Origin of the sequence: Pseudomonas sp. B6002 (assembly GCF_013385985.1) — a bacterium.
In the GTDB taxonomy this organism is placed as follows: Bacteria; Pseudomonadota; Gammaproteobacteria; order Pseudomonadales; family Pseudomonadaceae; genus Aquipseudomonas.
The window spans coordinates 45,709-70,404 of record NZ_JACAOY010000002.1; the positions used below are offsets into that span (position 1 = coordinate 45,709).

General features: G+C 61.2%; 25 protein-coding genes and 1 pseudogene. 17 read left to right on the forward strand and 9 right to left on the reverse strand.

Annotated elements, in window-relative coordinates:
• The first annotated feature begins 45 nt into the window (after positions 1 to 45).
• The gene (locus tag HX792_RS01400) at positions 46 to 1,614 is read left to right on the forward strand and encodes a phospholipase D family protein (RefSeq protein WP_176994448.1); all 1,569 of its coding nucleotides are present in this window, start codon (positions 46 to 48) and stop codon (positions 1,612 to 1,614) included.
• 96 nt (positions 1,615 to 1,710) lie between these two features.
• Here the strand turns inward: HX792_RS01400 and HX792_RS01405 are convergent, their stop codons facing one another.
• Both HX792_RS01405 and HX792_RS01410 read right to left on the reverse strand, forming a co-directional pair.
• On the reverse strand, positions 1,711 to 2,853 hold the full coding sequence (locus tag HX792_RS01405) for an MFS transporter (protein WP_176994449.1): 1,143 nt from the start codon (positions 2,851 to 2,853) through the stop codon (positions 1,711 to 1,713).
• 179 nt (positions 2,854 to 3,032) lie between these two features.
• Positions 3,033 to 4,526 (reverse strand): aldehyde dehydrogenase, encoded by a 1,494-nt coding sequence (locus HX792_RS01410; protein ID WP_176994450.1) that lies wholly within the window; start codon positions 4,524 to 4,526, stop codon positions 3,033 to 3,035.
• Between the two features lie 230 nt (positions 4,527 to 4,756).
• Between HX792_RS01410 and HX792_RS01415 the strand changes: the two genes are divergently transcribed.
• Positions 4,757 to 5,119, forward strand: a complete 363-nt coding sequence (locus HX792_RS01415; protein WP_176994451.1) for a cupin domain-containing protein — start codon at positions 4,757 to 4,759, stop codon at positions 5,117 to 5,119.
• A 71-nt stretch (positions 5,120 to 5,190) separates the two neighbouring features.
• Here the strand turns inward: HX792_RS01415 and rpmG are convergent, their stop codons facing one another.
• Positions 5,191 to 5,346 carry a 50S ribosomal protein L33 gene (gene rpmG, locus HX792_RS01420; RefSeq protein WP_003176906.1) on the reverse strand — a complete coding sequence of 52 codons (156 nt, stop codon included), beginning with the start codon at positions 5,344 to 5,346 and terminating at the stop codon, positions 5,191 to 5,193.
• 11 nt (positions 5,347 to 5,357) lie between these two features.
• Complete coding sequence (gene rpmB / locus HX792_RS01425; protein ID WP_003176907.1) at positions 5,358 to 5,591, reverse strand: 50S ribosomal protein L28; 234 nt, start codon at positions 5,589 to 5,591, stop codon at positions 5,358 to 5,360.
• 458 nt (positions 5,592 to 6,049) lie between these two features.
• Between rpmB and HX792_RS01430 the strand changes: the two genes are divergently transcribed.
• Positions 6,050 to 7,642, forward strand: coding sequence for an ABC transporter substrate-binding protein (locus tag HX792_RS01430; protein ID WP_176994452.1), 1,593 nt, complete (start codon positions 6,050 to 6,052; stop codon positions 7,640 to 7,642).
• A gap of 108 nt (positions 7,643 to 7,750) precedes the next feature.
• Here the strand turns inward: HX792_RS01430 and radC are convergent, their stop codons facing one another.
• Positions 7,751 to 8,425 carry a DNA repair protein RadC gene (gene radC, locus HX792_RS01435; RefSeq protein WP_176994453.1) on the reverse strand — a complete coding sequence of 225 codons (675 nt, stop codon included), beginning with the start codon at positions 8,423 to 8,425 and terminating at the stop codon, positions 7,751 to 7,753.
• 143 nt (positions 8,426 to 8,568) lie between these two features.
• Between radC and coaBC the strand changes: the two genes are divergently transcribed.
• From coaBC to argB, 4 genes and pseudogenes are all read left to right on the forward strand, one after another.
• Positions 8,569 to 9,777, forward strand: coding sequence for a bifunctional phosphopantothenoylcysteine decarboxylase/phosphopantothenate--cysteine ligase CoaBC (coaBC, locus tag HX792_RS01440; protein WP_016970585.1), 1,209 nt, complete (start codon positions 8,569 to 8,571; stop codon positions 9,775 to 9,777).
• Positions 9,778 to 9,782: 5 nt separating this feature from the next.
• Complete coding sequence (gene dut / locus HX792_RS01445) at positions 9,783 to 10,238, forward strand: dUTP diphosphatase (RefSeq protein WP_176994454.1); 456 nt, start codon at positions 9,783 to 9,785, stop codon at positions 10,236 to 10,238.
• Positions 10,239 to 10,478: 240 nt separating this feature from the next.
• Positions 10,479 to 11,900: pseudogene (locus HX792_RS01450) on the forward strand (phosphomannomutase/phosphoglucomutase); the annotation flags it as partial.
• A gap of 19 nt (positions 11,901 to 11,919) precedes the next feature.
• Complete coding sequence (argB, locus tag HX792_RS01455; protein WP_065902486.1) at positions 11,920 to 12,825, forward strand: acetylglutamate kinase; 906 nt, start codon at positions 11,920 to 11,922, stop codon at positions 12,823 to 12,825.
• Between the two features lie 167 nt (positions 12,826 to 12,992).
• Here the strand turns inward: argB and pyrE are convergent, their stop codons facing one another.
• Complete coding sequence (gene pyrE / locus HX792_RS01460; RefSeq protein ID WP_176994456.1) at positions 12,993 to 13,637, reverse strand: orotate phosphoribosyltransferase; 645 nt, start codon at positions 13,635 to 13,637, stop codon at positions 12,993 to 12,995.
• An 82-nt stretch (positions 13,638 to 13,719) separates the two neighbouring features.
• Between pyrE and HX792_RS01465 the strand changes: the two genes are divergently transcribed.
• Entirely contained in the window at positions 13,720 to 14,499 is a 780-nt protein-coding gene (locus tag HX792_RS01465; RefSeq protein WP_003195493.1) for an exodeoxyribonuclease III, read from the forward strand.
• A gap of 59 nt (positions 14,500 to 14,558) precedes the next feature.
• Here the strand turns inward: HX792_RS01465 and HX792_RS01470 are convergent, their stop codons facing one another.
• Together HX792_RS01470 and rph are read right to left on the reverse strand one after the other, a co-directional pair.
• Positions 14,559 to 14,927: a DUF4870 domain-containing protein gene (locus HX792_RS01470; RefSeq protein ID WP_176994457.1), complete on the reverse strand. Its 369-nt coding sequence runs from the start codon at positions 14,925 to 14,927 to the stop codon at positions 14,559 to 14,561.
• Between the two features lie 22 nt (positions 14,928 to 14,949).
• Complete coding sequence (gene rph, locus HX792_RS01475; protein ID WP_016975928.1) at positions 14,950 to 15,672, reverse strand: ribonuclease PH; 723 nt, start codon at positions 15,670 to 15,672, stop codon at positions 14,950 to 14,952.
• A 185-nt stretch (positions 15,673 to 15,857) separates the two neighbouring features.
• On the opposite strand from rph, the gene HX792_RS01480 reads away from it, so the two are divergent.
• From HX792_RS01480 to HX792_RS01505, 6 genes are all read left to right on the forward strand, one after another.
• Complete coding sequence (locus HX792_RS01480; RefSeq protein ID WP_176994458.1) at positions 15,858 to 16,721, forward strand: YicC/YloC family endoribonuclease; 864 nt, start codon at positions 15,858 to 15,860, stop codon at positions 16,719 to 16,721.
• 10 nt (positions 16,722 to 16,731) lie between these two features.
• Positions 16,732 to 17,352: a guanylate kinase gene (gene gmk / locus HX792_RS01485; RefSeq protein ID WP_176994459.1), complete on the forward strand. Its 621-nt coding sequence runs from the start codon at positions 16,732 to 16,734 to the stop codon at positions 17,350 to 17,352.
• A 167-nt stretch (positions 17,353 to 17,519) separates the two neighbouring features.
• Positions 17,520 to 17,783: a DNA-directed RNA polymerase subunit omega gene (gene rpoZ / locus HX792_RS01490; RefSeq protein ID WP_003176920.1), complete on the forward strand. Its 264-nt coding sequence runs from the start codon at positions 17,520 to 17,522 to the stop codon at positions 17,781 to 17,783.
• A 60-nt stretch (positions 17,784 to 17,843) separates the two neighbouring features.
• Positions 17,844 to 19,949 (forward strand): bifunctional GTP diphosphokinase/guanosine-3',5'-bis pyrophosphate 3'-pyrophosphohydrolase, encoded by a 2,106-nt coding sequence (gene spoT / locus HX792_RS01495; protein ID WP_017735756.1) that lies wholly within the window; start codon positions 17,844 to 17,846, stop codon positions 19,947 to 19,949.
• A gap of 24 nt (positions 19,950 to 19,973) precedes the next feature.
• Positions 19,974 to 20,354 carry a RidA family protein gene (locus HX792_RS01500; RefSeq protein WP_003176922.1) on the forward strand — a complete coding sequence of 127 codons (381 nt, stop codon included), beginning with the start codon at positions 19,974 to 19,976 and terminating at the stop codon, positions 20,352 to 20,354.
• 57 nt (positions 20,355 to 20,411) lie between these two features.
• Entirely contained in the window at positions 20,412 to 21,155 is a 744-nt protein-coding gene (locus tag HX792_RS01505; protein ID WP_176994460.1) for a hypothetical protein, read from the forward strand.
• A gap of 124 nt (positions 21,156 to 21,279) precedes the next feature.
• Here HX792_RS01505 and HX792_RS01510 read toward each other — a convergent pair whose 3' ends face one another.
• Positions 21,280 to 22,131, reverse strand: coding sequence for an SDR family oxidoreductase (locus tag HX792_RS01510; RefSeq protein WP_176994461.1), 852 nt, complete (start codon positions 22,129 to 22,131; stop codon positions 21,280 to 21,282).
• Between the two features lie 188 nt (positions 22,132 to 22,319).
• On the opposite strand from HX792_RS01510, the gene exbB reads away from it, so the two are divergent.
• From exbB to HX792_RS01525, 3 genes are read left to right on the forward strand one after another with little or no spacing between them, the layout of a single operon-like run.
• Complete coding sequence (exbB, locus tag HX792_RS01515) at positions 22,320 to 23,336, forward strand: tonB-system energizer ExbB (RefSeq protein ID WP_176994462.1); 1,017 nt, start codon at positions 22,320 to 22,322, stop codon at positions 23,334 to 23,336.
• Between the two features lie 6 nt (positions 23,337 to 23,342).
• Positions 23,343 to 23,768: a TonB system transport protein ExbD gene (gene exbD, locus HX792_RS01520; RefSeq protein ID WP_003195519.1), complete on the forward strand. Its 426-nt coding sequence runs from the start codon at positions 23,343 to 23,345 to the stop codon at positions 23,766 to 23,768.
• The gene (locus HX792_RS01525) at positions 23,765 to 24,514 is read left to right on the forward strand and encodes an energy transducer TonB (protein WP_176994463.1); all 750 of its coding nucleotides are present in this window, start codon (positions 23,765 to 23,767) and stop codon (positions 24,512 to 24,514) included. The genes exbD and HX792_RS01525 overlap by 4 nt, the downstream gene beginning before the upstream one ends.
• The last annotated feature ends 182 nt before the right edge of the window (positions 24,515 to 24,696 follow it).

Genomic DNA, 24,696 nt, shown 5'->3' on the forward strand with positions numbered 1-24,696 from the left:
CCGTCATATGCCCACAACCGCCTTGAACTGGAAGCAGCGCCCTTGATGATTCGACGGCTTTTACCGTTTTTAATGCTGGGCGCCCTGGCGCTGGGTGGCTGTGCGACGGTGGATGTACCGCGCGTCCCCAGCGACGCACTGCCCGCAGCGCAATCCTCATTCGGCCGCTCGATCCAGGCCCAGGCGGCGCCCTATCAAGGACGCTCGGGCTTTCGCCTGCTGCCCAACAGCAGCGAAGCCTTCATGGCCCGCGCCGAACTGATCCGCAACGCCCAGGTCAGCCTCGACCTGCAGTACTACATCGTGCACGACGGTATCAGCACCCGCATGCTGGTGGACGAGCTGCTCAAGGCCGCCGACCGGGGCGTGCGCATCCGCATCCTGCTGGACGACACCACCAGCGACGGACTTGACCAGATCATCGCCACCCTCGCCGCCCACCCCAAGATCGAGATTCGCCTGTTCAACCCGCTGCACCTGGGGCGCAGCACGGGCGTAACTCGGGCCATGGGCCGCCTGTTCAACTTATCGCTGCAACACCGGCGCATGCACAACAAGCTCTGGCTGGCCGACAACAGCGTGGCCATCGTGGGCGGGCGCAACCTGGGGGATGAATATTTCGACGCCGAGCCCAACCTGAACTTCACCGACATCGACATGCTCAGCGTGGGCCCGGTGGCCGAGCAACTGGGCCACAGCTTTGACCAGTACTGGAACAGTGCCCTGAGCAAACCCATCGATGAGTTTGTTTCCAGCGCCCCGTCCAAAGGCGACCTGGCCGCTGCCCGCGTGCGCTTGGAGGCCTCGCTGGCCGAATCACGCCAGCAGAACCACGCACTGTACAACCGCTTGCGCACTTACCAGACCCAACCGCGCATGGATACCTGGCGGCGCGAACTGATCTGGGCCTGGAACCAGGCGCTGTGGGATGCACCCAGCAAGGTATTGGCCACGGCCGAGCCGGACCCGCGACTGCTGCTGACCACCCAATTGGCGCCGGAGCTGGAAGGGGTCAATCACGAGTTGATGATGATCTCGGCGTACTTTGTGCCGGGGCAACCCGGCCTGCTCTACCTCACCGGCCGCGCGGATGCGGGCGTCTCGGTTAGCCTGCTGACCAACTCTCTGGAGGCGACGGACGTGCCTGCCGTGCACGGTGGCTACGCGCCCTACCGCAAGGCGTTGCTCGAGCACGGCGTGAAACTCTACGAGCTGCGTCGCCAACCGGGCGATGCCGGGGGCGGCAGCGGCCCGCACCTGTTTCGTCGCGGCACGTTCCGCGGTTCGGACTCCAGCCTGCACAGCAAGGCGATGATCTTTGATCGCGAGAAGTCGTTTATCGGCTCGTTCAATTTCGACCCGCGCTCGGTGTTGTGGAACACCGAAGTCGGCGTGCTGGTGGACAGTCCCGAGCTGGCGGAGCACGTTCGCAACTTGGCGCTGCAGGGCATGGCGCCTGCCTTGAGCTACGAAGCGAAATTGCAGGATGGCCAGGTGGTGTGGGTGACTGAAGACAACGGCCAGTTGCACACCCTGACCCGAGAGCCGGGCAGTTGGTGGCGGCGGTTCAATGCGTGGTTCGCCACCAGCGTTGGCCTGGAACGCATGCTGTAGGAGCCGGCTTGCTGGCGATAGCGGAGTGTCGGCCGAATAATTTGTTGACTGACATACCTCAATCGCCGGCAAGCCGGCTCCTACAGGGGTTGTATTTCAGGCCGGTTGCGCGGCGCCGAATGCGCCTTGGCGCAACAGCAGCACCACCAGGCCCAAGGCACCCGCCGCCATGAACAGCGGCAACGCATGCCCGCTGATCCATTGGCTGCCCGCGCCGGCCACCAACGGCCCGATCAGGCAACCGATCCCCCACAACTGCGCAATGTGGGCATTGGCGCGCACCAGCGCGTCATCGCGATAACGCTCGCCGATCAAGATCAACGACAGGGTGAACAACCCGCCCGCACTGGCACCGAACAACACCCACACCGGCCAGATCAGCAGCGTGTGCAACACCACGGGAATCGCCAGGCTCGAGGCCAGCAACAGCACCGCACAACTCAGAAACAGCGTGCGCCGCGGCAGGTAGTCGGCCAGCGCGCCGATAGGCAACTGCAACAGCGCATCGCCGACCACCACCGTGCTGACCATGGCCAAGGCGATTTCGGCGGTGAAGCCCTGTTGCAGGCAATACACCGGCAGCAGCGTCAGAATCATTGCTTCGAACGCGGCGAACAAGGCCACCGCCCAGGCAATTGCCGGCAGGCTCAGGCAGAAGCGCCACAGGTCGCCCAGGGTCACGCTGAAGGATTCGGCGGTCGGCGCACCGCTGCGGCCCAGCAACAACAAGGGCGCTACCATCAGCAAACCCACGCCCACCCAGAAACCGTAGTCATGGTCGGTGCCCAGCACTCCCAGCAGCAGCGGCCCCGACAGCTGGCTCAAGGCATAACTGCAGCCATACAGCGCCACCAGCCGGCCGCGCCATTGCTCCACCACCAACTGGTTGATCCAGCTTTCGCCGAGGATAAACACGATGGTGAGGATCACCCCGATCATCAGCCGCAGCACCAGCCACACCGGGTAGCTTGGCAGGATCGCCAGCAAGCCAATGGACACCGCGCCGGCCCACAGGCACAGGCGCATCAGGTTGGCGGTGCCCAGCCACGACGCCATCCTGCTGGAGACCTTGGCCCCCAGCAGGACGCCAAAGGCTGGCATCGCCGCCATCACCCCAATCGCAAAACTGCCGTAGCCCCAGCTTTCAAGGCGCAGGGACACGAGCGGCATGCTCACACCCAGGGCCAGGCCGACGCTGAGGACTGAGGCCAAGACGGCGAAATAAGTCGCCCAACGCATTTCCACGCTCCTGTGGATCATTTTTGAGGTCACACAAAACAGTGTGGGAGCGGGCTTATGTGGGAGCTGGCTTGCCTGCGATGCAGGCACCTCGGTTGTTCAGATGAACTGAGGTGATGCTATCGCAGGCAAGCCAGCTCCCACACAAGCCGGCTCCCACATGTTGCCAGCAGTGTTGCTTACAGCTTGATCCAGGTCGCCTTCAGCTCGGTGTACTTGTCGAACGCGTGCAGCGACTTGTCGCGGCCATTGCCCGACTGCTTGAAGCCACCAAACGGGGCGGTCATGTCGCCGCCGTCGTACTGGTTGACCCACACGCTACCGGCACGCAGTGCCTTGGCGGTCAGGTGCGCCTTGGAGATGTCGGCAGTCCACACCGCTGCGGCCAGGCCGTAGACGGTGTCGTTGGCGATCTTCACCGCCTCCTCGGCGCTGTCGAAGGTGATCACCGACAGGACTGGGCCAAAGATCTCTTCCTGGGCGATCTTCATGGCGTTGGTCACACCGTCGAAGATCGTCGGTTCGACGTAGGTGCCACCGGTTTCTTCCAGGGTGCGCTTGCCACCCGCGACCAGCTTCGCACCATCGGCGTGGCCGGCCTCGATGTAGGACAGCACGGTGTTCATCTGCTGTGTATCCACAAGGGCGCCGACGTTGGTCGCCGGGTCCAGTGGGTTGCCCGGCTTCCAGCCCTTGAGGGCCTCGATCACCAGTGGCAGGAATTTATCCTTGATGGAGCGCTCGACGAGCAGACGCGAACCGGCCGTGCAGACTTCGCCCTGGTTGAAGGCGATGGCGCCGGCCGCTGATTCGGCAGCGGCCTTGAGGTCCGGGGCATCGGCAAACACGATGTTCGGACTCTTGCCACCGGCTTCCAGCCAGACGCGCTTCATGTTCGACTCGCCGGAGCGGATCAACAATTGCTTGGCGATCTTGGTAGAGCCGGTGAACACCAGGGTATCGACGTCCATGTGCACCGCCAGCGCGTTGCCCACGGTATGGCCGTAGCCTGGCAGTACGTTCAGCACGCCTTTTGGAATGCCGGCTTCAACCGCCAGGGCCGCGATGCGGATGGCGGTCAGCGGGGATTTTTCGGACGGTTTGAGGATCACCGAGTTACCGGTGGACAGCGCCGGGCCAAGCTTCCAGCAGGCCATCATCAACGGGAAGTTCCACGGCACGATGGCGCCCACGACACCGACCGGCTCGCGGGTCACGAGACCCAGCTGGTTGTGCGGGGTGGCGGCGACTTCGTCGTAGATCTTGTCGATGGCTTCACCGCTCCAGCTCAGGGCATTGGCGGCGCCGGGTACGTCGATTTCCAGGGAGTCGGTGATTGGCTTGCCCATGTCCAGGGTTTCAAGCAGCGCCAGCTCTTCGGCATTGGCGTTGAGCAACGCGGCGAAACGCAGCATGACGGACTTGCGCTTGGCCGGCGCCAGGCGCGACCACACACCGGAATTGAAGGTAGCGCGAGCGTTTTCCACGGCGCGCTGGGCGTCGGCGGCGTCACAGCTGGCAACGGTGGCCAGCAGGCGGCCATCGACCGGGCTGATGCATTCGAACGTGTCACCGGAAGCAGCGGCGGTGTATTCGCCGTTGATGTAGGCGCGGCCTTCGATCTTCAGATCCTTGGCGCGTTGTTCCCAGTCGGCACGGGTCAGGGTGGTCATGCGAGTGTCCTCCTCTTATTGAATACAAGGGCCAGGCGATGTCCCCCGGCAGCCTCACAGAATTCTTGCCCGGCCAGCCAGCTGTTCGGCTCAAGGCAGCTGCCACCCTAAACCAGCGGCTGGGGATGTTTCAATATATTTGACATAACGCCGGCAAACGCCCTTGCGATGTTCATTTTAATAAACATAGACTTTGGGCTCTCCAACCGCAGGCCAGACGGGACACGCACATGAGCATCCAGGACATCGTCGACTTCAGCCAAGCCAACACCGCCCCCGATCGCTACCGCCCTGCTGCGGAAAAAATCCTCAAGGGCGACCCGGAGCAAACGATCTACAACCACTACAACAGCCCTTGCGGCCAGATGAGCGCCGGGGTGTGGGAAGGTGAGGTCGGGCAATGGAAGGTCAACTACACCGAACATGAGTACTGCGAGATTGTGCAGGGCGTTTCGGTATTGCGAGATGCCGCGGGCAATGCCAAGACCCTGCGCGCCGGCGACCGCTTCGTGATTCCCGCCGGCTTCAGCGGCACCTGGGAAGTGCTGGAACCGTGCCGCAAGATCTACGTGGTGTTCGAGCAGAAGGCCTGATCAGTAAATCGCAGGCAAAAAAAAGCCCGACTCGTGAGAGACGGGCTTTTTTTCACAAGGAGGAAAATCAATTACTTGATTTTGCCTTCTTTGTAGATCACGTGCTTGCGAACGCGCGGGTCGAACATTTTCTTTTCGAGCTTGTCCGGGGTAGTACGCTTGTTCTTGTCGGTAGTGTAGAAGTGACCAGTACCGGCGCTAGAGATCATTCGAATCAATTCACGCATGATAGAGCTCCTTAGATCTTGCCAGCGGCACGGATTTCGGCCAGCACGACAGTGATGCCACGCTTGTCGATGATACGCATGCCTTTAGCAGATACACGCAGGCGAACAAAACGTTTCTCTTCTTCAACCCAGAAGCGGTGATGCTGCAGGTTCGGCAGGAAACGACGACGGGTTTTGTTATTTGCGTGGGAAATGTTATTCCCAGTCACCGGACCCTTACCGGTAACTTGACAGACTCTCGACATGCCTCAGCCCTCTAAAACCACATGCCCAACCCGGCATGGGTTGGCCGCTTAATCTCTCAGTCATTTGGCGCCAGGCGCCGCGTTTCTTTAGGGTCTTACCGGCTACACCTACAAGCGAAGGAACCGGGCCCCTAGAAAAGAGCGCTGCTTTATACCAGAAAGACCCCAGTGCAACAACAGCCCGTGTGTTTTTACCGGCGTAAATCTTGGCAGCAGACGCCTGAACCGTTGCCAGGAGGGGCCGCTGTAATAGCCGACCGCTCGTCGCACAGAATGATTTACAGCGCCCGCCCGCACCGAAAAGTGAAGGGCGAAACGCGCTGAGGCGTCATCAAAACAGCATTTTGGCGAAAAGCACAGGCAAAAATGGGCTAGTCATTTGCCAATCAGACCACTACGGTAGGCTTTTTCCAGACTGCACTCGCAGATGGGCCTTCGATCTGCAAAGGAAACCGAATATGCGCTTCGCTGCCCTACCGCTATTGCTTGCCCCTCTCTTTATGGCGCCGCTGGCCCAGGCGGCCACCAACCTGAGTGTGTGTACCGAGGCCAGCCCCGAAGGGTTTGACGTGGTGCAATACAACTCGCTGACCACCACCAACGCCTCGGCCGACGTGCTGATGAACCGCCTGGTGGACTACGACGAGGCCAGCGGCAAGCTGGTGCCTAGCCTGGCGGACAGCTGGGACGTCTCGCCCGATGGCCTGACCTATACCTTCAAGCTGCACCCGGATGTGAAATTCCACCGCACCGAGTATTTCACCCCAAGCCGCACCCTGACCGCTGAAGACGTGCGCTTCAGTTTCGAACGCATGCTAGACCCGGCCAACCCATGGCATCAGGTCGCCCAAAGCGGCTTCCCGCACGCGCAATCCCTGCAACTGCCAACACTGGTCAAGAAAATCGACGCCCTCGACCCACTGACCGTGCGCTTTACCCTGGACCATGCCGACTCCACCTTCCTTGCCGCCCTGAGCATGGGTTTCGCGTCGATCTACCCAGCCGAATACGCCGACAAACTGCTCAAGGCCGGCACCCCCGAGAAGCTCAACAGCCAGCCGATCGGCACCGGCCCGTTCGTGTTCGTGCGGTTCCAGAAAGACGCCGTGGTGCGCTACAAGGCCAACCCGGACTACTTTGCCGGCAAACCGGCTGTGGATAACTTGATCTTCGCCATCACGCCGGACGCCAACGTGCGCCTGCAGAAACTCCACCGTGATGAGTGCCAGATCGCCCTGTCGCCCAAGCCCCTGGACGTGGGTGAAGCCGCCAAAGACGCAGCATTGAAGGTGGAAAAAACCGCTGCATTCATGACGGCGTTTGTCGCCATCAACACCCAGCACCCGCCCCTGGACAAACCGGAAGTGCGTCAGGCCATCAACCTGGCGTTCGACAAGGACAGCTACCTCAAGGCCGTGTTTGAAGGCACTGCCGAAGCCGCCAATGGCCCATACCCGCCCAACACCTGGAGCTATGCCAAGGATCTGCCGGGTTATCCACAGGACCTCGCCAAGGCCAAGGCCCTGCTGAACCGGGCTGGCCTCAAGGACGGCTTCAAGACCACGATCTGGACCCGCCCCACCGGCAGCCTGCTGAACCCCAACCCGAACCTCGGCGCACAACTGCTGCAGGCTGACCTGGCCAAAGTCGGCATCCAGGCAGAAATTCGCGTGATCGAATGGGGCGAGCTGATCCGCCGCGCCAAGGCCGGCGAGCACGACCTGTTGTTCATGGGCTGGGCCGGTGACAACGGCGACCCGGACAACTTCCTCACGCCGCAATTCTCTTGCGCGGCAGTGAAGTCCGGCACCAACTTCGCCCGTTATTGCGACCCGGCCCTGGACAAGCTGATCAGCGCGGGCAAGACCACCAGCGAACAAGGCGTGCGCAGCAAGTTGTACCAGCAGGCCCAGGCCCAGATCCAGCAGCAGGCACTCTGGCTGCCACTGGCTCACCCGACGGCATTCGCGCTGACCCGCAAGAATGTCGAGGGGTACAAGGTCAGCCCGTTCGGTCGACAGGACTTCTCCAACGTCAGCCTGAAACCCTGACCGCCCTGCCTGAAACACCGACCCCGCCCTTGTAGGAGCCGGCTTGCCGGCGATGGCGCCCCGAAAACCTCATGGATTTCATGGATGCTATCGCCGGCAAGCCGGCTCCTACAGCCATCCGTATTCAGCCATCGACAGCGGGTCACCATCGCCCACGATGATGTGATCCAGCACGCGCACGTCCACCACCTCCAGGGCCTTTTGTAGCAACTTGGTCATTTTTCGATCCGCCGCACTCGGTTCCGCATTCCCGGAAGGATGGTTATGACACAGGATCAGCGCCGCCGCGTTGTAGGCCAGGGCACGCTTGACCACTTGCCTGGGGTAAACGACCGCAGAGTCGATGGTGCCCTGAAACAACGCCTCGAACCCCAGCACCCGGTGCTTCGAGTCCAGAAACAGGCAACCAAACGTCTCATGAGGCTCATGCCGCAACAGCGCCTTGAGGTAACTGCGCACCGCCAGCGGGCTCTCCAGCACCGAATCACTGCGCAGTCGTTCGGCCATATGACGGCGGGACATTTCCAACACGGCCTGCAACTGGGCAAACTTCGCTGGCCCTAGCCCCAAATGCTGGCTGAACAGCGTCTGGCTCGCCTCCAGCAGCGGCCGCAAACCACCAAATTGCGCCAACAAATGGCGCGCCAGGTCGACCGCACTGCGGCCAGAAACCCCGGTGCGCAGGAAGATCGCCAACAATTCGGCGTCGGACAGACTCGCCGCCCCCCACTCCAAAAGCTTCTCCCGCGGCCGCTCCGCTACGGGCCAATCGCGAATACTCATCCCACCTCCGTGTGTACGTGCGCCGCTGTTGCCAGGCAGACGCTGTGTTATCTTAAGCCCTCTTTTTTGCCTGCGATTTCCCCTGGGGAGGGGGCATCGCAGGCGTCATTGAACTGGCATCACTGAACTGGAAAGGCAAACCAATGCAGCGTCTGTATCGGAAACGCATCGTTCTCGGCGTCGGCGGCGGTATCGCCGCCTACAAGAGCGCAGAGCTGGTTCGCAGGCTCCTGGACCAAGGCGCCGAAGTGCGCGTGGTCATGACCCGTGGTGGCAGCGAGTTCATCACCCCATTGACCATGCAGGCCCTCTCCGGCCACCCGGTTCACCTCGACCTGCTGGACCCGGCAGCTGAAGCCGCCATGGGCCATATCGAACTGGCCAAATGGGCCGACCTGGTGCTGATCGCACCGGCCACCGCCGACCTGATCGCCCGCCTGGCCCAGGGCATCGCCGATGACCTGCTGACCACCCTGGTGCTAGCCACCGACGCCACCGTCGCCATCGCCCCGGCCATGAACCAGGCCATGTGGCGTGACCCGGCGACCCAGGCCAACACCCAACTCCTGCAAAGCCGCGGCCTCAAGGTGTTCGGCCCGGCCTCCGGCAGCCAGGCCTGCGGCGACGTCGGCATGGGCCGCATGCTCGAGGCCACCGACCTGGCGCTGTGCGCCGCCGAGTGCTTCCAGCACCTGGCCCTGACCGGTAAGCACGTGCTGATCACCGCAGGCCCGACCCAGGAAAACATCGACCCGGTGCGCTACATCACCAACCATAGCTCAGGAAAAATGGGCTTTGCCTTGGCAGAAGCGGCGGTTGAGGCAGGCGCGCGCGTCACCCTCATCACGGGCCCGGTGCATTTGCCGACCCCTGATCGGGTCACGCGAATCGACGTGGTCAGCGCCCGCGACATGCTGGCGGCCTGCGAAGCGGCCATTCCCTGCGACCTGTTCATCGCCTCGGCGGCGGTTGCAGACTACCGCCCGGAAGTCGTCGCCCCGCAAAAGCTCAAGAAAGACCCTACGAGCGGCGACGGCCTGCTCCTGCAAATGGTGCGCAACCCGGACATCCTGGCCACCATCGCCACGCGCCCGGACCGTCCGTTCAGCGTCGGCTTTGCCGCCGAGACCGAACACCTGCTGGACTACGCCGCACGCAAACTGAAAGACAAAAACCTCGACCTGATCGTCGCCAATGATGTCGCCAACCCGAGCATCGGCTTCAACAGCGAGGAAAACGCCTGCAGCGTGATTGACCGCGACCTGCACGCCACCCTTTTCGCCCAGACCAGCAAGGGCAAGATTGCCCGCCAACTGATCTCTTTTATCGCCCAACGGCTGAACCAGGTTTAATTCACATGCACGCTTTGCAAGCCAAGATCCTCGACCCACGCATCGGCAGCGATTTCCCACTGCCGGCCTACGCCACACCGGGCTCTGCCGGCCTTGACCTGCGCGCCATGCTCAAGGAGGACACTGTCCTTGAGCCGGGCCAGACAATCCTCATTCCGACCGGCCTGTCGATCTATGTCGGCGACCCCGGCCTGGCGGCTTTGATCCTGCCGCGCTCCGGCCTGGGCCATAAACATGGCATCGTGCTGGGCAACCTCGTGGGCCTGATCGACTCCGACTACCAGGGCGAACTGATGGTGTCGTGCTGGAACCGTGGCCAGACCGCGTTCAACATCGTTGTCGGCGAACGCATCGCCCAGCTGGTGCTGGTACCGGTGGTACAGGCGCACTTCGAGCTGGTTGAGGAATTTGTTGAAACACAACGCGGCGCAGGTGGTTTTGGGCATTCCGGCAGCCACTGACTAAGCTGAATCAGGCCGGGCGCCCTTGCCCGGCCCGATGCCACCGCATGGCTTTCCAGGATGAAGAATGCGCGCACCTTCTCAGCGAGATTTCGTCATTGAAATCAATGTATTACGCATCAAAAAGCACGGAGTGCCAGCGCCGATGGCATTTTTGCACCACGAACTCTCTGCCGAAAACGCCGTCATACCCTTCAGTTTGAGCCCGCCGGTCAGCCACATTCAGGCCAGCTTTGCCCCCTTCAGATGGAGTTTCCCCCCGCGATGAGTACCGCAGCCCGAGTAGCCCCGACTTTTCCCGACAGCATCTTTCGCGCCTATGACATTCGTGGCGTAGTGCCCAAGACCCTGACCGCCGAAACCGCCTACTGGATTGGCCGCGCCATCGGCGCCCAGAGCCTGGCCCAGGATGAGCCCAACGTCTCGGTAGGCCGTGACGGCCGCCTGTCCGGCCCGGAACTGGTCGAGCAACTGATCCAGGGCCTCGCCGACAGCGGCTGTCACGTCAGCGACGTCGGCCTGGTGCCAACGCCCGCGCTGTACTACGCCGCCAACGTACTGGCCGGCAAATCGGGCGTGATGCTCACCGGCAGCCACAACCCGTCGGACTACAACGGCTTCAAGATCGTCATTGCCGGCGACACCCTCGCCAACGAGCAGATCCAGGCCCTGCACGACCGCTTGAAAAACAACGATCTGACCAGCGGCAAGGGCAGCATCACCAAAGTCGACATCCTGCAACGCTACTCTGACAAAATCACCGGCGACGTCAAACTCGCCCGTCGCCTGAAAGTGGTGGTGGACTGCGGCAACGGCGCTGCCGGCGTGATCGCCCCGCAGCTGCTCGAAGCCCTGAATTGCGAGGTAATCCCGCTGTTCTGCGACGTCGACGGCAACTTCCCCAACCACCACCCGGACCCAGGCAAACCTGAGAACCTGGTGGACCTGATTGCCAAGGTCAAGGAAACCGGGGCCGATGTCGGCCTGGCTTTCGACGGTGACGGTGACCGTGTGGGTGTAGTGACCAATACCGGCGAGAACGTCTTCGCCGACCGCCTGCTGATGCTGTTTGCCCGCGATGTGGTGGCGCGCAACGCCAACGCCGAGATCATCTTCGACGTGAAGTGCACCCGCCGTCTGACGCCGCTGATCAAGGAATACGGCGGCCGGCCACTAATGTGGAAGACCGGCCACTCGTTGATCAAAAAGAAAATGAAGGAAACCGGCGCCCTGTTGGCCGGCGAAATGAGCGGCCACGTGTTCTTCAAGGAACGCTGGTTCGGGTTCGACGACGGTATTTACAGTGCCGCCCGTCTGCTGGAGATCCTCAGCAAGGAAAAATCCACGGCGCAGGAGCTGTTTCAGACCTTCCCGAATGATATTTCTACGCCAGAGATCAATATCCATGTGACCGAGGAGAGCAAATTCAGCATCATTGACGCACTGCACGATGCGCAATGGGGCGAAGGCGCCAACCTGACCACCATTGATGGTGTGCGAGTCGATTACGCCAAAGGCTGGGGCCTGGTTCGCGCGTCCAACACCACACCGGTGCTGGTCCTGCGTTTCGAGGCGGATACCGAGGCTGAGTTGCAGCGCATCAAGGACGTGTTCCACGCCCAGTTGAAACGTGTTGCCCCTGATCTCCAATTACCGTTCTGATTTTTTACCGGAGCCCTGAATGACCCTCGAACGCGAAGCCGCTGCCAATACCGCCAAAGTTCTTTCCGAAGCGTTGCCTTACATTCGACGCTATGTCGGCAAGACGCTGGTGATCAAGTACGGCGGCAATGCCATGGAAAGCGACGAGCTGAAAACCGGCTTTGCCCGCGACATCGTGTTGATGAAAGCCGTGGGGATCAACCCGGTGGTGGTCCACGGCGGCGGCCCGCAAATCGGCGACCTGCTCAAGCGCTTGTCGATCGAGAGCCACTTCATCGATGGCATGCGCGTCACAGATGCGCAGACCATGGACGTGGTGGAGATGGTCCTCGGCGGCCAGGTCAACAAGGACATCGTCAACCTGATCAACCGCCATGGTGGCAGCGCTATCGGCTTGACCGGCAAGGATGCGGAGCTGATCCGTGCGAAAAAACTGACGGTAACCCGTCAGACGCCGGAAATGACCCAGCCGGAAATCATCGACATCGGCCAAGTGGGCGAAGTGATCGGCATCAACACCGACCTGCTGAACCTGCTGGTCAAAGGTGATTTCATCCCGGTAATTGCGCCAATCGGCGTGGGCGCCAACGGCGAGTCCTACAACATCAACGCCGACCTCGTGGCCGGCAAGGTGGCCGAAGCACTGAAGGCTGAAAAGCTGATGCTGCTGACCAACATCGCTGGCCTGCTGGACAAGGAAGGCAAGGTACTGACCGGCCTGACCACCCAGCAAGTCGACGACTTGATCGCCGACGGCACTATCTACGGCGGCATGCTGCCGAAGATCCGTTGCGCACTGGAAGCCGTGCAAGGCGGCGTCGGCAGCTCGCTGATCATCGATGGCCGCGTGCCGAACGCGGTACTGCTGGAGATCTTCACGGATACCGGCATGGGCACGCTGATCAGTAATCGCAAGCGTCCTTAAACGCTGAAAACAAAAGGCCCCGCTCAACCTGATTGAGCGGGGCCTTTTGTTTGTGCACGGTCCAAATGTGGGAGCTGGCTTGCCTGCGATGACGGCGGCGCATTCAACAATTTCATCGCCTGATACGCCGCTATCGCGGGCAAGCCCGCTCTCACAGGGGATTTGTGTCAGACGCCGAACTGCTCGCGATAGGCGCGAACAGCAGGCAGATGCTGCTTGAGCTGCGGATCATCTTCCAGGAACTGCAATACCTGGTTCAACGACACGATGCTCACCACCGGAATGCCAAAATCGCGCTCCACTTCCTGGATCGCCGACAATTCGCCGTTGCCACGCTCCTGGCGGTTCAGCGCGATCAGCACGCCGGCGGCCTTGGCGCCTTCCTGGGAAGCGATGATCTGCATCACTTCACGGATAGCGGTGCCAGCGGTGATCACGTCGTCGATGATCAGCACTTCGCCCTTGAGCGGCGCCCCGACCAGGCTACCGCCTTCGCCGTGGGCCTTGGCTTCTTTGCGGTTGAAGCACCAAGGCAGGTCCTGACCATGATGTTCAGCCAAAGCCACGGCAGTTGCCGCCGCCAGGGGGATTCCCTTGTAGGCCGGGCCGAACAGCACGTCGAAGGGAATACCGCTTTCAACGATGGCGGCCGCATAGAAACGACCCAGCTGGGCCAGGGCCGAACCCGAGTTGAACAAGCCTGCATTGAAGAAGTACGGGCTGGTGCGCCCGGACTTGAGGGTGAACTCGCCGAAGCGTAAAACGCCGCGATCGATGGCAAAACGAATGAAATCGCGTTGATACGCCTGCATGAAAAAAGCCTCAGATACCACGGATTTAGCTAATTAGGTAGACGGCGTGTATCATACACGCACGCGATTTTTGGGGCCATTTATGCGGATCATCAGTGTGAACGTCAATGGTATTCAGGCTGCAGTCGAGCGTGGTTTGCTCAGTTGGCTGCAAGCACAGAATGCCGACGTCATCTGCCTGCAGGACACCCGCGCCTCCGCCTTTGAACTGGACGACCCAGCCTTCCAACTGGATGGCTACTTCCTTTATGCCTGCGATGCCGAAGTGCCCACCCAAGGTGGCGTGGCTTTGTACTCGCGGTTGCAACCCAAGGCGGTCATCAGCGGCCTCGGCTTCGAGACAGCCGACCGCTACGGGCGCTACCTGCAAGCCGATTTCGACAAGGTCAGCATCGCGACCTTGCTGCTCCCTTCGGGGCAGAACGGCGATGAAGACTTGAACCAGAAGTTCAAGCTAATGGACGACTTCGCCCGTTATCTGGATAAACAGCGGCGCAAACGTCGCGAGTACATTTACTGTGGCTCGCTGTACGTGGCGCAACAAAAGCTGGATATCAAGAACTGGCGCGACAGCCAGCAATCCCCGGGCTTCCTGGCGCCGGAACGTGCCTGGATGGACGAGATTGTCGGCAACATGGGCTACGTGGATGCCCTGCGTGAAGTCAGCCGTGAGGGCGACCAGTACAGCTGGTGGCCGGATAACGAACAGGCCGAGATGCTCAACCTGGGTTGGCGTTTCGACTACCAGTTGCTGACCCCAGGTCTGCGCCGGTTCGTTCGCAGCGCACGCCTGCCGCGCCAGCCGCGCTTCTCGCAGCACGCACCGCTGATCGTGGACTACGACTGGACTCTGACCATCTGAGGTCTTTTTTCAGGTACAAAAAAACCGACATCGCTGTCGGTTTTTTTGTGGGCGCTCGGTTATTCAACCGGGCGCCAGGTGAGGGGATAACGGTAGGCAATGCCTTTATTGGCCTTGATACCGGCAATGATCGTCAGCACCAACGCCCCGATCACCAGCACACCCATCAGCAGGAAGCCGATCACCACGAACCCGAGCACCATGCAGACCATCCAGGCGATTGCCACGGTGATCTGGAAGTTGAGGGCTTCCTTGCCCTGATCGTTGATGAACGGGTGCATATCTTTCTTGATCTGCCACAAAATCAGCGGCCCAATCAGGCTACCGAAGGGGAAGACCAACCCCAGAAACGCCGCGAAATGACACAACATCGCCCACTGGCGAACTTCCTTGGAAGGTTCCGGCACGGCCACCTGGCTGTCATTCATGGCGCTTCTCCTTGAAGCCTGTTCAGTCGGCCAATGCGGCGTTCTGCAGTTCGAAAATTTCAGTCATGCCCTTCTGGGCCAAGGCCAACATAGCGTTCAGCTCGGCCGGCTGGAATGGCGCGCCTTCGGCAGTGCCCTGCACTTCGATGAAACCACCGGTGCTGGTCATGACCACGTTCAGGTCGGTCTCGGCAGCCGAGTCTTCCAGGTAATCCAGGTCCAGCACAGGCTCGCCCTGGTACATGCCCACCGAAACGGCAGCGATCATTTGTTTGAGCGGGTCGCCGCCCTTCAGGCCGCCGCGCTTCTTGATCACTTTCAACGCGTCGACCAAAGCCACCATGGCGCCAGTAATGGACGCAGTACGGGTGCCGCCGTCGGCCTGGATCACGTCGCAGTCGACGTACAGGGTCACGTCGCCCAGCTTGGACATGTCCAGGGCTGCGCGCAGGGAGCGGCCGATCAGGCGCTGGATTTCCAGGGTACGGCCGCCTTGCTTGCCACGGCTGGCTTCACGCTGGTTACGCTCGCCGGTGGCGCGCGGCAGCATGCCGTATTCGGCGGTCAACCAGCCTTGGCCCTGGCCCTTGAGGAAACGCGGCACGCCATTCTCGACGCTGACGGTGCAGATAACCTTGGTATCGCCAAACTCGACCAGTACAGAACCCTCGGCGTGTTTGGTGTAGTTGCGGGTGATGCGGATCGAGCGGAGCTGATCGGCAGCGCGACCACTTGGACGTTTCATAGGGGATACCTGTACTGAGGACGAAAAACTGCCGAGCATTATAGAGCCGTGAACCGCTTCGGGGCACTGCTAAAAAATTCGGTTACCAATGGTCGAGTTTGGGCGCGTCCGCCCCACTGCGCTACAATCCTGCGCCTTCTTAACCATTCAGCCCGTGTTTGCGGGCTGCAACGCGAGGTACCTCCATGGTGCACAGCATGACCGCCTTCGCCCGCGTCGAAAAAGCCGGCGCCCAAGGCACCCTGAGCTGGGAACTGCGCTCGGTCAACAGCCGCTACCTGGAGCCGCACCTGCGCCTGCCGGAATCGTTCCGCGACCTCGAAGGCGCCGTGCGCGAAGCACTGCGCCAGGGCATTTCCCGTGGCAAGCTGGAATGCACCCTGCGCTTTACCGAGGAAACCACCGGCAAACCGCTGCAGGTCGACCGCGACCGCGCCGCGCAACTGGTCGCCGCGGCTGAAACCATCGCCGGCCTGATCAAGCAACCCGCCGCGCTGAACCCTTTGGAAGTGCTGGCCTGGCCCGGCGTGCTGGTGGCCGACGCCACCGACCCACAGGCCCTCAACGCCGAAGCCCTCGCCCTGTTCACTCAAGGTTTGAAGGAGCTGAAAGCCGGTCGCGAGCGCGAAGGCGCCGAACTGGCCCGCCTGATCAGCGATCGCCTGACCGCCATCGAGGAAGACGTGGTCACCCTGCGCGAGTTGGTGCCACAGATGCTCGCCACCCAGCGCCAGAAGGTCCTCGACCGCTTCACCGACATGAAGGCCGACCTCGACCCGACGCGTCTGGAGCAAGAGATGGTGCTGCTCGCACAAAAAAGCGACGTGGCCGAAGAACTCGACCGACTGAGCACCCACATCCTCGAAGTGCGCCGCGTGCTCAAGTCGGCGGGTGCCGCCGGTCGGCGCCTGGACTTCCTGATGCAGGAACTCAACCGCGAAGCCAATACACTGGGCTCCAAGGCTTTCGATCCGCGCAGCACCACCGCTGCGGTCAACCTCAAGGTGTTGATCGAGCAGATGCGCGAACAAGTACAGAATATTGAGTAAGGCAACTTCCATGACCCACAGCACCGGCACCCTTTACATCATTTCCGCCCCCTCGGGCGCGGGCAAGAGCAGCCTGGTCAAGGCCCTGACCGACGCCGACGAGCAGATCCGCATCTCGGTCTCCCACACTACCCGCGCCATGCGCCCGGGTGAGGTGAACGGCGTGCACTACCACTTCGTCGAGCGCACCGAGTTCGTGAAGATGATCGAGCACGGCGACTTCCTGGAGCGCGCCGAAGTGTTCGGCAACCTCTACGGCACCTCGCAAAGCCACCTGCAGCAGACCCTGGACGAAGGCCACGACCTGATCCTGGAAATCGACTGGCAAGGTGCCGAGCAGGTACGCCAGCTGATGCCCAAGGCGCGTTCGATCTTCATCCTGCCGCCGTCCCTGGAAGCCTTGCACCAGCGCCTGACCAACCGTGGCCAGGACAGCGACGAGATCATCGAAGGCCGCATGCGTGAGGCCGTCAGCGAAATGAGCCACTACGTCGACTACGACTACCTGATCATTAACGACGACTTTTCCCACGCGCTGGAGGATTTGAAGGCGATTTTCCGCACCAATCAGCTCCAGCAAAAGCGCCAACAGCAGCGTTTCGGCAAATTGCTGGCCGAACTGCTCGGTTGATTGGCTCTTCCCAAAATGGCTGCAAGGGCTTTACATTGGTGCTTGCAGCGGTTTTACGAAGGCTCGCGAAAAATCAGCGCTTCCCTAAACGCTGGTGATTTTTTAAACTGCTCAGTCCGCTCGCCCAACCGGGCAGCGCGCATCTTGCATTCGCTCCGAGGAATACCATGGCCCGCGTAACCGTTGAAGACTGCCTAGAACACGTGGATAACCGCTTTGAGCTGGTCATGCTCTCTACCAAGCGTGCCCGTCAACTGGCCACTGGCGGCAAAGAGCCCCTGGTCCAGTGGGAAAACGACAAGCCTACCGTTGTAGCCCTGCGTGAAATCGCTGAAGGCCTGATGAGCTACGAGTTCATCGCCAACGCTGAAATCGTTGAAGACGAACCGCTGTTTGCAGCGTTCGAGGACGAGTCCAACGAGGCCGTCTAAGCCTATGCCTGGTCGACGTAGCACGGCGCGGGGTCACAGCCAACGGCAGGAGTTAACACTTTGCCGAGCATAGACGCCCTCGCCGATCGCTTATCGACCTACCTCGGCCCAGACCAGGTCAACCTGGTCCGCCGAGCGTATTTCTACGCCGAACAAGCCCACGACGGCCAGCGCCGCCGCAGCGGCGAGGCGTATGTCACCCATCCTCTTGCGGTGGCAAACATTCTTGCCGACATGCACATGGACCATCAGAGCCTGATGGCCGCGATGCTGCATGACGTGATTGAAGACACCGGCATCGCCAAGGAAGCGCTCAGCGCACAATTTGGCGAAACCGTAGCCGAACTGGTCGACGGGGTCAGCAAACTGACCCAGATGAACTTCGAGACCAAGGCCGAAGCCCAGGCGGAAAACTTCCAGAAGATGGCCATGGCCATGGCACGCGACATCCGCGTGATCCTGGTCAAGCTGGCCGACCGGCTGCATAACATGCGCACGCTGGAAGTGCTGTCCGGCGAAAAGCGCCGGCGCATCGCCAAGGAAACCCTGGAAATCTACGCGCCCATCGCCAACCGGCTGGGCATGCACGCCATTCGTATCGAATTCGAAGACCTCGGCTTCAAGGCCATGCACCCGATGCGCTCAGCGCGCATTTACCAGGCGGTCAAGCGCGCCCGGGGCAACCGCAAGGAAATCGTCAACAAGATCGAAGAGTCCCTGAGCCATTGCCTGGCGATCGACGAGATCGAGGGTGAGGTCAGTGGCCGACAGAAGCACATCTACGGCATCTATAAAAAGATGCGCGGCAAGCGCCGTGCCTTCAACGAGATCATGGACGTGTACGCGTTCCGGATCATCGTCGACAAGGTCGACACCTGCTACCGCGTGCTGGGTGCTGTACATAATTTGTACAAACCCCTGCCGGGCCGCTTCAAGGACTACATCGCGATTCCCAAGGCCAACGGCTACCAGTCGCTGCATACCACGCTGTTCGGTATGCATGGCGTGCCGATCGAGATCCAGATCCGCACCCGCGAAATGGAAGAGATGGCCAACAACGGCATCGCCGCCCATTGGCTGTACAAATCCAGCGGCGACGAGCAGCCAAAAGGCACCCATGCCCGCGCCCGCCAGTGGGTCAAGGGCGTGCTGGAAATGCAGCAACGTGCCGGCAACTCCCTCGAATTTATCGAAAGCGTGAAGATCGACCTGTTCCCCGACGAGGTCTACGTGTTCACGCCCAAAGGCCGGATCATGGAGCTGCCCAAAGGCTCCACGGCGGTCGACTTCGCTTATGCGGTGCACACCGACGTGGGCAACAGCTGCATCGCCTGTCGGATCAATCGTCGTCTCGCACCGCTGTCTGAACCGCTGCAAAGCGGCTCCACGGTCGAGATTGTCAGCGCACCGGGCGCACGCCCGAACCCGGCGTGGCTCAACTTCGTGGTCACCGGCAAGGCGCGCACGCACATTCGCCACGCCCTGAAACTGCAGCGCCGCTCCGAGTCCATCAGCCTCGGCGAACGCCTGCTGAACAAGGTGCTCAACGGCTTCGACAGTGCCCTGGACAAGATCCCGGCCGAGCGCGTGCAAGCGATGCTCCACGAATATCGTCAGGAAACCATCGAGGACCTGCTGGAAGATATCGGCCTGGGTAACCGCATGGCCTACGTGGTCGCCCGTCGCCTGCTCGGCGAGGGTGAACAGTTGCCAAGCCCCGAAGGCCCGCTGGCGATTCGCGGCACCGAAGGCCTGGTGCTCAGCTACGCCAAGTGCTGCACGCCGATCCCGGGCGACCCGATTGTCGGTCACCTGTCGGCAGGCAAAGGCATGGTGGTGCACCTGGACAACTGCCGCAACATCACCGAAATCCGCCACAACCCGGAAAAATGCATCCAGCTCTCGTGGGCCAAGGATGTCACCGGCGAATTCAACGTCGAGCTGCGGGTGGAGCTGGAACACCAGCGTGGCCTGATCGCCCTGCTGGCCAGCAGCGTCAACGCGGCCGACGGCAATATCGAGAAAATCAGCATGGACGAGCGCGATGGTCGCATCAGCGTGGTCCAGTTGGTGGTCAGCGTCCACGACCGCGTGCACCTGGCCCGCGTGATCAAGAAACTGCGCGCCTTGACTGGTGTGATTCGTATCACCCGCATGCGTGCATAACCTGTCTCTTACAAGGAGTCACTCATGACCAAGACTGTTATCACCAGCGACAAGGCCCCGGCGGCCATCGGCACCTACTCCCAGGCCATCAAGGCGGGCAACACCGTCTACATGTCCGGCCAGATCCCGCTGGACCCAAAGACCATGGAACTGGTGGAAGGCTTCGAAGCCCAGACCGTACAAGTCTTCGAGAACCTCAAGTCTGTTGCCGAAGCCGCTGGCGGTTCGTTCAAGGACATCGTCAAGTTGAACATCTTCCTCACCGACCTGAGCCACTTCGCCAAGGTCAACGAGATCATGGGCAAATACTTCGAACAACCCTACCCAGCCCGCGCCGCCATCGGCGTTGCTGCCCTGCCAAAGGGCGCACAGGTTGAGATGGACGCGATTCTGGTCATCGAGTAAAACATCCGGCGCAGCCCTTAAAAGGCTGCGCCGACTTTGTTTCAGAAGGATTTCGTAATGCGCAAAGCGCTTGTAGCCTCATCGTTGCTCGCCCTGTTGCTCGGCGGCTGCGCCAGCAACCCCGCCGACCTGGATGTGAGCGGCACCTGGATCAACCAGGTCGCCATCGATGCGGCAGCCAAGGGCGGCCCTTTGCGTGAAGCCCTGCAAACCTATGGCCCTAACCTTGAATGGGAAGTGAACACCAAGGCTTCGCAGGCACGCTACTACAACGGTTTTGAAGTAGCCGAAGGCAAGTTGCTCGGTGAGAAATCCGGCGCCTGGAGCGTGGATTTCTACGGCAGCACGGCCACCGAACTCAAGCGCAAAGGCAAACAACTGCTGCAAGTGGCCAATGACAACGAGCCTGAGCAGCTGTTCGCCCGTGCCAAAGACCCTGCCCCGGAAGGCGCGCCACTGGGCGCCAACTTTGAACGGGCGCTGTATGCGGCCTACATGGGCGGCGACTGGAAGATCAAAGACGGCAACGGTGACGGCGCCACGGTCCAGTTCCAGGCCAATGGCCAGGTGGCTGGCCTGCCGGGTGTCGACCAGTATTCGCTGTGCTTGGCGGGCGACTGCGCCTCCATGAGCGGCGGTTACGACAGCATCTGGCTGCAACTGAACGGCAAGGGCAACCCGTGGATCTTTGCGCGCAAGGGCAAACAGCTGGAAATCTTCCAGGCGGTGAACACTGCGCAGGCGGATGAAGTGCCCTCGTTCACCCCAGGCCCCCGCCAGTGGCTGCTTGAAAAGCAGTAATCCGCCTCACGAGAATCCAAATGTAGGAGCTGGCTTGCCAGCGATGGCGGTGCCACATCCAATGCAGATGTGACTGACACACCGCTATCGCAGGCAAGCCAGCTCCCACATTTTTAACCGCGTTTCAGCCTTTGAGAATCGCGGCATAGCCTTCGCGATACGTTGGATACGTCGGCTTCCAGCCCAACGCCTTGATCCGTGCATTGCTGCACTGCTTGCTCCCGGCCCGGCGCACACTGGCGTCATCCGCCCACTCCGTCACACCCAGGTACTCACGCAACCACCCCACCACCTCGGCCAACGGTGCCGGCGCATCGTCGACGCCAATGTAGACCTTATCCAACGCGCCGCCCTGCTCCACATGCCGCAACAAAAACGCCAGCAAGCCCGCCGCGTCATCCGCATGAATGCGGTTGCCATATAAAGGTGGATCGATTGCCACGCGATAGCCCTGGCGTACCTGGGTCAGCAGCCACTCTCGGCCCGGGCCGTAAATGCCCGTCAGGCGCACGATGCTCGCCGGTATGCCACTGTTGAGCGCTACTTGCTCCGCTTCGAGCATGACCTTCCCGGAATAACCCTGCGCTTGGGTGTCGGACGTTTCGTCGACCCACTCGCCATTCTGCTGCCCATACACACTGCTGCTGGACACAAACAGCAAGTGTTTCGGCGCCTGGCCATAGTCCAGCAGCCACTCCAACACATGCTGCAACCCTTGCACATAAGCGGCGCGATAGCCGGCTTCGTCGTGGTCGGTGGCCGCCGCGCAATACACCAGGTAATCCACCCCGCCGATTGGCCAGGTGTCGGGGCAGTCTTTCTTGAACAGGTCGCCGGCAATGCCAATCACCCCCTGCGGAAGCCGCGAAATATCGCGCCGCAGGCCGTGGACCTCCCATTTTGAGTCCAGCAATTGGCTGGCCAGACGACTACCCACATCACCGCAGCCGGCAATCACAACAGAGGGCGCAGACATTACAAAACTCCATGACTAAAGGCGCAGATTAGCCGCCGAAGATGACCAGCGGCCAGCAAAAGGACAAATTAAGTAACTGTATTACTTTTGTTAACAAGAATTACTTGCAATAATAACCGCCCATTTGTCCTCGACCCCCACGGGTCTGGCAGGACGATCACTCATTTTTTCTCTCAGGTCCGGCCAGCATGACACGTAATACAAACCCCGCTTCGCCAACCAAGCCTCACAGCCCATCCCGCGCCTGGCGCGCGATTGCTGCGTTGCTGTTCAGCGTAATGCTGGCACCGACCGCCGCATTCGCCGATGCCACTGCACCGTCTGCTGCTCCAGCTGCCGCAGCACAAACACCCGCAGCGCACGTCGAACAAATAGCTGTGCCAAAAAACGCTGACGGCACCGTCGACGTTTCCAAGCTGCCGCCGGAACTCAAAAACGCGATCGACGGCATCAATGCCCTGGGTGAAGAAGCTCAAGCCGAACAGGACAACTCCCTGGGCATGGCCCACGACCTGTCCCCATGGGGCATGTACCAGAACGCAGACGTCGTGGTGAAAGCCGTGATGATCGGCCTGGCCATTGCCTCGATCATCACCTGGACCATCTGGATCGCCAAGGGCTTCGAGCTGCTGGGCGCCAAACGCCGCCTGCGCACTGAAATCGTCCACCTGAAAAAAGCCACCACCCTCAAGGAAGCGAGTGAAACCGCGACCAAGAAGGGCACCCTGGCCAACTTGCTGGTCCACGACGCTCTGGAAGAAATGCGCCTGTCGGCCAACACCCGCGAAAAAGAAGGCATCAAGGAACGCGTCAGCTTCCGCCTGGAGCGCCTGGTCGCTGCCTGCGGTCGCAACATGAGCAGCGGCACCGGCGTGCTGGCAACCATCGGTTCTACCGCGCCGTTCGTCGGCCTGTTCGGTACCGTGTGGGGCATCATGAACAGCTTCATCGGCATCGCCAAAACCCAGACCACCAACCTCGCAGTCGTTGCCCCAGGCATCGCTGAAGCCCTGCTGGCCACGGCCCTGGGCCTGGTTGCCGCGATTCCTGCGGTGGTGATCTACAACGTCTTCGCCCGTTCCATCGCCGGCTACAAGGCCCAGGTATCGGACGCGTCGGCAGAAGTCCTGCTGCTGGTCAGCCGTGACCTCGATCACCTGCCTACCGAGCGCAGCTCGCAACCGCACATGGTGAAAGTGGGGTAATCGGCCATGGGCCTGCATTTGAATCAAGGCGACGACGAACTCGTCGAGAACCACGAAATCAACGTCACGCCGTTTATCGACGTGATGCTGGTGCTGCTGATCATCTTCATGGTGGCAGCCCCCCTGGCGACCGTGGACATCAAGGTCGACCTGCCCGCGTCCAGCGCCAAGCCTGCGCCGCGGCCGGAAAAACCGATATTCCTCAGCGTGAAGGCGGACCAGCGCCTGTTCCTGGGCGAAGAAGAAGTCAAAGCTGAAACCTTGGGCCCGGTGCTCGACGCCAAGACCCAAGGCAAGAAAGACACGACCATCTTCTTCCAGGCCGACAAAGGCGTGGACTACGGCGACCTGATGAGCGTGATGGATGCCCTGCGGGCAGCCGGCTACCTCAAGGTAGGCCTGGTCGGACTTGAGACGGCAGCCAAGAAATGATCACGACGCGCCACAAACTGACGCGATATGGCACCAGCCTCGCCGTCGTACTGGGCGTGCATGCCGTCGCGATCGCTATCGCGCTTCATTGGTCAGCACCGCGTACGGTGCAGTTGCCACCGGCAGCCATGGTCATCGACCTGGCACCGATGCCAGCCCCGCCGCCGCCGGCACCGCCCAAGGTGATCACGCCGCCGCAACCGCCTGCACCGGTGGAAGAGCTGCCCCTGCCGAAGCTGGCCGAGGCACCCAAGCCAACGATCCAGGTGCCCAAGCCGGTCAAGCCAAAGCCTAAACCTCAGCCGCCCAAGCCCGTGGAAAAAAAGCCCGAGCCGCCCAAGGAGAAACCTTCCGAGGAACCGCCGAGCGAAACCCCACCGACCAACGCACCCGCTGAGAAGTCGGCCCAGCCCGTTCCTGGCCCGTCGCCTCAACAGGTTGCGGCCAAAGCGTCTTGGGAAGGCACCCTGCTGGCCCACTTGCAGAAGTACAAAAAGTACCCGCAAAGTGCCCAACAGCGTGGCAAGGAAGGCATGAACCGCCTGCGCTTTGTGGTCGATGCCGAAGGCAATGTATTGTCCTACGAACTGGTGGGCCGCTCCGGCAACGCCGACCTGGACCGTGCGACCCTGGAGATGATCCGTCGTGCCCAGCCACTGCCCAAGCCACCGGCCGATATGTTGAAGGGCGGCAGCGTCGAGATCGTCGCGCCGTTCGTTTACAACATCGAGAAGCGTCGCCGCTAACAACTGAAGCTGGTTTGTCGGATCGCCGCACCGCTGCGATAGCATCACCTCGGTGCGACTTAAGACCGAGGTGCCTGCATCGCCGGCAAGCCAGCTCCTACATTGATTTACTGCATCAGCAAAATCCTCCCTATTCCCCGCTCAATCCCCACCAAAGTTCTGATAACGTGCGTCTATCGATT

Bases quoted from the DNA above. Each gene is read 5' to 3' on its own strand.
- HX792_RS01400 (WP_176994448.1), top strand. From the start codon at position 46: ATGATTCGACGGCTTTTACCGTTTTTAATGCTGGGCGCCCTGGCGCTG.
- HX792_RS01405 (WP_176994449.1), bottom strand. From the start codon at position 2,853: ATGCGTTGGGCGACTTATTTCGCCGTCTTGGCCTCAGTCCTCAGCGTC.
- HX792_RS01410 (WP_176994450.1), bottom strand. From the start codon at position 4,526: ATGACCACCCTGACCCGTGCCGACTGGGAACAACGCGCCAAGGATCTG.
- HX792_RS01415 (WP_176994451.1), top strand. From the start codon at position 4,757: ATGAGCATCCAGGACATCGTCGACTTCAGCCAAGCCAACACCGCCCCC.
- rpmG (WP_003176906.1), bottom strand. From the start codon at position 5,346: ATGCGTGAATTGATTCGAATGATCTCTAGCGCCGGTACTGGTCACTTC.
- rpmB (WP_003176907.1), bottom strand. From the start codon at position 5,591: ATGTCGAGAGTCTGTCAAGTTACCGGTAAGGGTCCGGTGACTGGGAAT.
- HX792_RS01430 (WP_176994452.1), top strand. From the start codon at position 6,050: ATGCGCTTCGCTGCCCTACCGCTATTGCTTGCCCCTCTCTTTATGGCG.
- radC (WP_176994453.1), bottom strand. From the start codon at position 8,425: ATGAGTATTCGCGATTGGCCCGTAGCGGAGCGGCCGCGGGAGAAGCTT.
- coaBC (WP_016970585.1), top strand. From the start codon at position 8,569: ATGCAGCGTCTGTATCGGAAACGCATCGTTCTCGGCGTCGGCGGCGGT.
- dut (WP_176994454.1), top strand. From the start codon at position 9,783: ATGCACGCTTTGCAAGCCAAGATCCTCGACCCACGCATCGGCAGCGAT.
- argB (WP_065902486.1), top strand. From the start codon at position 11,920: ATGACCCTCGAACGCGAAGCCGCTGCCAATACCGCCAAAGTTCTTTCC.
- pyrE (WP_176994456.1), bottom strand. From the start codon at position 13,637: ATGCAGGCGTATCAACGCGATTTCATTCGTTTTGCCATCGATCGCGGC.
- HX792_RS01465 (WP_003195493.1), top strand. From the start codon at position 13,720: ATGCGGATCATCAGTGTGAACGTCAATGGTATTCAGGCTGCAGTCGAG.
- HX792_RS01470 (WP_176994457.1), bottom strand. From the start codon at position 14,927: ATGAATGACAGCCAGGTGGCCGTGCCGGAACCTTCCAAGGAAGTTCGC.
- rph (WP_016975928.1), bottom strand. From the start codon at position 15,672: ATGAAACGTCCAAGTGGTCGCGCTGCCGATCAGCTCCGCTCGATCCGC.
- HX792_RS01480 (WP_176994458.1), top strand. From the start codon at position 15,858: ATGGTGCACAGCATGACCGCCTTCGCCCGCGTCGAAAAAGCCGGCGCC.
- gmk (WP_176994459.1), top strand. From the start codon at position 16,732: ATGACCCACAGCACCGGCACCCTTTACATCATTTCCGCCCCCTCGGGC.
- rpoZ (WP_003176920.1), top strand. From the start codon at position 17,520: ATGGCCCGCGTAACCGTTGAAGACTGCCTAGAACACGTGGATAACCGC.
- HX792_RS01500 (WP_003176922.1), top strand. From the start codon at position 19,974: ATGACCAAGACTGTTATCACCAGCGACAAGGCCCCGGCGGCCATCGGC.
- HX792_RS01505 (WP_176994460.1), top strand. From the start codon at position 20,412: ATGCGCAAAGCGCTTGTAGCCTCATCGTTGCTCGCCCTGTTGCTCGGC.
- HX792_RS01510 (WP_176994461.1), bottom strand. From the start codon at position 22,131: ATGTCTGCGCCCTCTGTTGTGATTGCCGGCTGCGGTGATGTGGGTAGT.
- exbB (WP_176994462.1), top strand. From the start codon at position 22,320: ATGACACGTAATACAAACCCCGCTTCGCCAACCAAGCCTCACAGCCCA.
- exbD (WP_003195519.1), top strand. From the start codon at position 23,343: ATGGGCCTGCATTTGAATCAAGGCGACGACGAACTCGTCGAGAACCAC.
- HX792_RS01525 (WP_176994463.1), top strand. From the start codon at position 23,765: ATGATCACGACGCGCCACAAACTGACGCGATATGGCACCAGCCTCGCC.